The following is a 5,006-nucleotide window of genomic DNA, read 5'->3' on the forward strand; positions in this document are numbered from 1 at the left end:
TCGTTGTCTACGATGACCGTGTCACTGGCCGCACCAACGGCGTCACCCGGACATATGACTTCATTGCAAACCGAGTGACGACCCTCCAGCGCGTATACAACTGCATGCTACATTACGGAGACTATGAGCTTCTTTTGCGCCCGCAGGTCGCTTTGGGAAATGCCATTAATCGGGTATTGGGCGGAGAATACGATGTTTCGGATGAGGCGGTACGCCGAAGTGAGCAGCATGCCCATTCTGACGGGGAAATCTTTTTTCTTTTTTACTACACCTCCGATCATGTTCTTTTGCGGCTGAAGCCAAAAACATATTTCTAATCAAGGAGGAATGATCATGGCGCGCTGTTACTATCTGGACTACATCAGCAAGGGGTTTCTCAGCAGCTATGACAACGACGAGTATGTCTGCAAGCTGTGCGGCAAGCGGTTTGCCACCAACGACCCCCAGGTGAAGTACACCTGCAACCCCGACTACGGCGAGGAATACAAGAAGTGTCCCGTCTATCGTGACCGTCGCTGACAGAACGAATAACGCAAGCCCCGGGCCACACCCGGGGCTTGCTTTATTCGTGGGGGGCAGAGATTCCTTGTCCGCGGACAGGGAACGGATCATTGGCGGGGCGTCGGGGACGCCGCCCCCTACAGGGGACGGGCGCGAAAAAGGGGGAGGGGCGAAGCCCCCTCCCCAATGGAGTTACAGCTTGTCGGCCACGGCGTCCAGCCAATTGCCCTGGAAATCCTCGATGCGGCCCAGGTCCACCAGGTGGGCCAGCTCCGGGTCGATGGGCATCCTGGCCAGCAGGGGCAGACCGTATTCCTCAGCGGCCTGCTGGGTCTTGCCCTCGCCGAAGGGATAGAGCTTTTTGCCGCAGTCGGGACAGGTGATATAGCTCATGTTCTCCACCAGGCCCACAATGGGGATGTTCATCATCTGGGCCATTTTCACGGCCTTCTGCACCACCATGCTCACCAGCTCCTGGGGGCTGGCCACGATGATGACGCCATCCACCGGCAGAGTCTGGAACACGTTCAGGGCTACGTCGCCGGTTCCGGGAGGCATATCCACGAACATATAGTCCACGTCCTGCCACAGCACGTCCCCCCAGAACTGCTGGACCACGCCGCCGATGACGGGGCCGCGCCAGATGACGGGGTCAGTCTCGTGCTCCAGCAGCAGGTTCACGCTCATCAGCTGGATGCCGGTGCCGGTGATGACCGGCAGAATGGCATCCTCGGTGGCCACGGCCCGGCCATGGATACCGAAGGCCTTGGGGATGGAGGGGCCGGTGATATCGGCGTCCAGCACCGCCACATTGTGGCCCCGGCGCTGCATGGTGACGGCCAGCTGGCTGGTGACCATGGACTTGCCGACGCCGCCCTTGCCGGATACCACGCCGTAAACCTTGCCGACCCGGCAGCCCTCCCGCAGGGGCTTGATCTGGAAGGGGCTGCCCCCCTGGCGCTCCGCGCAGCTTTCACCGCAGCTGCTGCAATCGTGGGTACAATCGCTCATAATCAATTCTCCTTTATAATTATGTTGTAGAAATTATTTCTTGACGACGCCGTCCTTCTTCTGCCGCAGCACGTCGATGAGCTTGCTGCCGTGGCGCTTGGAGCGCAGGTTGGGGTGGGAGCGCAGCAGACGGCGCTCAAACATATCCGCACCGCTGCGCAGCTGGGCCAGGCGCAGCACCCGCTCCTGCAGATATTCGTCGCTGGCCTTCTCCAGGCCGTTCATCAGGCGGCCGGTAAGCTCCTCCACCCGATTGCCGTACAGCTGGGCCTTTTCGTCCAGGTGCTGGCGGATCTCCTGCTGGATCTTCTGCAGCTTGTCCAGCCGGTGGGACAGCTGGAAGGCGCTGCAGATGGACAGAACGTTGTCCATGATATACAGGCCGAAGATGAAGGACGCCACAGGCACAGTGTACTCCGGTCCGATGCCCATCAGCCACCGCAGCACCGGCGGGTTCACCACATGGCACAGCAGCACGCAGCCCAGGCCGAAGAAAATGCAGTTGGTCAGGCAGATGCGTCCGTTGAGCTGGTACTTGCAGTTGGAATAGTCCCACCAGCGCATGTGGAAAATGGCCTCCATCATCCAGCTGGTGAAATATTCCAGGGCCGTGGTCAGCACCATACCGGCCAGGAAGGTCAGAAGGGGATTCTTCAGCCCGCCATTTAATACATATAACACCAAAAGCGCGCCGTGTCCATAGATGGGGCAGAGAAATCCGTTGAGAAATCCGCGTTTTTCGCTTAAATGCTTGATGACGATGGAGTGATAGATCATCTCGCCTATCCATCCGGCGGTGCTGTAGATGATCATCAGCAGGAAGCATACGCAGATATTCTCAAAGCTATTCAGGGGCAGAAACATAAAACACCTCAATTCAGGGATATAACGTGGGCGCGGTCCCGGAGATAGTCACCCTCCCGCCGGTGGCAGGTGAACAGCAGGATCTGGCGGCTGCGGCTCTCCTCCAGCAGCCAGTCCAGGGCGGCGGCCAGCCGCTGGTCGTCAAAGTTGGCCAGGGCATCGTCCAGGATCAGGGGCACGGCCTTATCCCGGGGCAGCACCATCCGGCAGATGGCCAGCCGCACCGCCAGGTACAGCTGATCTCCCGCCCCCTGGCTCAGCAGGGATAGGGCCCGGGGCATGGCGTCCCCGGCGGGCTGGGCGCTGAGGGACAGGTTCCGGTCCAGCAGCACCTTGTCGTACCGGCCGCCGGTGATGGCGGAGAAAATCCGGGCCGTTTCCGCCCCCAGGGCCGGGGAAAACCGGGTTTGCAGGACGGTGTTGGCCTGGGTCAGGGCCTCCATGGCCAGGGCGATGGCGTCGTACTCCGCCTGGAGGGCCTCCAGCCGCCGGGTGCACTGGTCCCGCTGGGCCTGTAGGCTCTCGGGACTGTCCATGGTCCGCAGCTGGCCGGTAAGGCTGTCCACCCGGGAGCGGGCTTCCCGCAGCTGATTCCGGACCTGGGGCAGGGCGGCGTCTATCTGCTCCCGGGACAGCACCGGCCGGGGCAGGGTCTCCTCCGGGTCCGGCAGCGGCGGCTGGGGCAGGTGCCGGGACATGGCATCGCACCGAATCTGGGCCTTCTGCACCTGGAGGGCGGCGCCGTCCAGTGCTTCCCGGCGCCGGAGGGCGGCGGTCAGGGCCACGCGAACGCCGTCCGCGCCGTTGGCCTCGGGCCAGAAGGGCTGCACCTGGGCCAGCAGGGTCACCAGCTGCCCTTGCAGCTGCTGGGTGAGACCCTCGGCAGAGGCCGCGGCCGTCCGGGCGGCATCCTCCGCCTGCCGGGCGTCCTCCCGCAGACGCAGATACTCCTCCGCCTGCCGCTGCAGCGCCGTCTTCCGGGTCTGCACCGTCTGGGCGGCAGCGGCGGCCCGGCGGCGGGATACCATATAGTATAGGAACAGCCCCACGGCGGCGGCTGCGCCTATGGCGGCGGCGATGAGCTTCGCCGGAGCCGGCAACAGGGCCAACGCCGCAGCGGCGGCGCACAGCAGCACCCCGGCGGCGATGGGCAGGGCCTTCCCCGGCCCGGCGGGAGCCGTCATGGCCTCCGCCTGCTGCCGCAGTTGGTTTTCGTTGTTGGGGTACAGCGGGTGAGCCGACCAGGCTTCCTGAGCCTCCCGGGCTTCCGTCTGCCGCTGCTGAGCGATGCGCCGGGCCTGGGTCAGGGTCCCCCCGGCTTGATCCAGCAGTTCCAGCTGAGCCTGCATCCGGGCCAGGGTGTCCCGGTCCGGCAGATCGCCGTCCAGCTGCTGCAGGGCCGTCAGCTGCTGGCGGCGGCGGGTCAGGTCCTCCTGGGTCTCCCGCCACTGCCGCAGGGCCTCCTGCTTTTCCAGGGCCTCCCATTGGGCCCGGCGCTGCTCCAGCTCCTCTACCCGGGTCTGGGCGGTGCACTGCTGTTCCCGGGCGTTTTCCAGCTGGGCGGTAAGCTCCGCCTGACGGCGCAGGGCGTCGTCCAGCCGGGCCTGCTCCTGCTCCAGCTGGGGGATCAGCCCGGTCTTGTTGTGGCGGCGGCGGTTCAGCTGCTTTTTCAGCCGGTCATAGCTTTCGGAATAGGACACGTCCTCCTGTCCCGTGGACAGCAGGGCGGCGATCCGGCGCTCCAGCTCCGGGTCCTGGCTGACGGCCAGGCCGCTCTGGCCGATGAAGGCGCTGCGCTGGAATACCTCCCGGGGTACGCCCAGCAGAGTCTCTCCCAGGTTCTGGCCGTTTACCTCCGGCACCGGCTGGGCCGTGCCGGTATAGGTGCAGGCGAAATTCTGCATGGGGGCGCTGGCGCGGCGGGTGTCCCGCAGCACCGTCCAGCGCTGGCCGCCGGTTTCCAGGTCCATCCGCCCCTGCATGGCCTCCCCGGTCCAGGGGGCGAAGCGGTTCTTGTCTGCCAGGGGACCGCTCTGGCGGGTGGGCAGGCCGTACAGCATGGTGCGGATGAAGCTGCACCAGGTGGACTTGCCGGATTCGTTGGGGGCATAGATCAGGTTCAGCCCCGGCTCCAGCCGGAGACTGTCGCCCCGCAGCCGCCCATAGGCGGCCTGCATCTCGAGAATGTGCAAGAGGAAGCTCCTCCTTTATAGATAAGGTCGTCTCCATAGTATAGCATACGGCGGCCATTTTGTCACCTGATAGGAGATATTCAAAAATTTTAGGTTTTTTGCAAAAAGGGGGTTGACATTTCCTGCCAGGTCTGGTATTCTATCAAAGCTGTGTGTGACGCGGCGTTGAGGCTTCCGAAAAACCTTAAAAAAGTTCAAAAAAGCCTTGACAAAGCGGATGATCCGCGGTATAATGAATCTGTTCCGCGGATGCGGAGCGTGTATCTTGTAAATTAAACAATGAACGAACAAAGCACCAGACGGGAGCACATGAAGATGTGCAACTGAAAAGCTCGGACGCTGGGGTTTAGTCAATTACCCGGTGTTTGAGCAGAGTTTATGAAGCTATGGAAAATAGCTCTGTAAAATGATTAGCTCAGCGGAAACGCTGTGTTGATA

At 62.6% G+C, this 5,006-nt stretch carries 5 protein-coding genes; 2 read left to right on the forward strand and 3 right to left on the reverse strand.

Features of this window, described 5'->3' with window-relative positions:
- The coding region (locus tag LKD37_RS16945; RefSeq protein WP_302930249.1) for a hypothetical protein at window positions 1-317 on the forward strand (317 nt) is incomplete at its 5' end.
- Between the two features lie 16 nt (window positions 318-333).
- A complete protein-coding gene (locus tag LKD37_RS16950) occupies window positions 334-519 on the forward strand; it encodes a hypothetical protein (protein ID WP_276693436.1) in 186 nt (61 codons plus the stop codon).
- A gap of 174 nt (window positions 520-693) precedes the next feature.
- On the opposite strand, the gene LKD37_RS16955 is transcribed toward LKD37_RS16950, so the two are convergent.
- The 3 genes from LKD37_RS16955 to LKD37_RS16965 are packed head-to-tail and all read right to left on the reverse strand — an operon-like array spanning window position 694 to window position 4,568.
- Window positions 694-1,512 (reverse strand): Mrp/NBP35 family ATP-binding protein, encoded by an 819-nt coding sequence (locus tag LKD37_RS16955; protein WP_302930250.1) that lies wholly within the window; start codon window positions 1,510-1,512, stop codon window positions 694-696.
- 33 nt (window positions 1,513-1,545) lie between these two features.
- Window positions 1,546-2,376, reverse strand: a complete 831-nt coding sequence (locus LKD37_RS16960; RefSeq protein WP_302930251.1) for a putative ABC transporter permease — start codon at window positions 2,374-2,376, stop codon at window positions 1,546-1,548.
- Window positions 2,377-2,384: 8 nt separating this feature from the next.
- A complete protein-coding gene (locus tag LKD37_RS16965; protein ID WP_302930252.1) occupies window positions 2,385-4,568 on the reverse strand; it encodes an ATP-binding protein in 2,184 nt (727 codons plus the stop codon).
- Window positions 4,569-5,006: the final 438 nt, after the last annotated feature.

It is taken from the genome of Brotocaccenecus cirricatena (assembly GCF_020687045.1).
Classification (GTDB): domain Bacteria; phylum Bacillota; class Clostridia; order Oscillospirales; family Oscillospiraceae; genus Vescimonas; species Vescimonas cirricatena.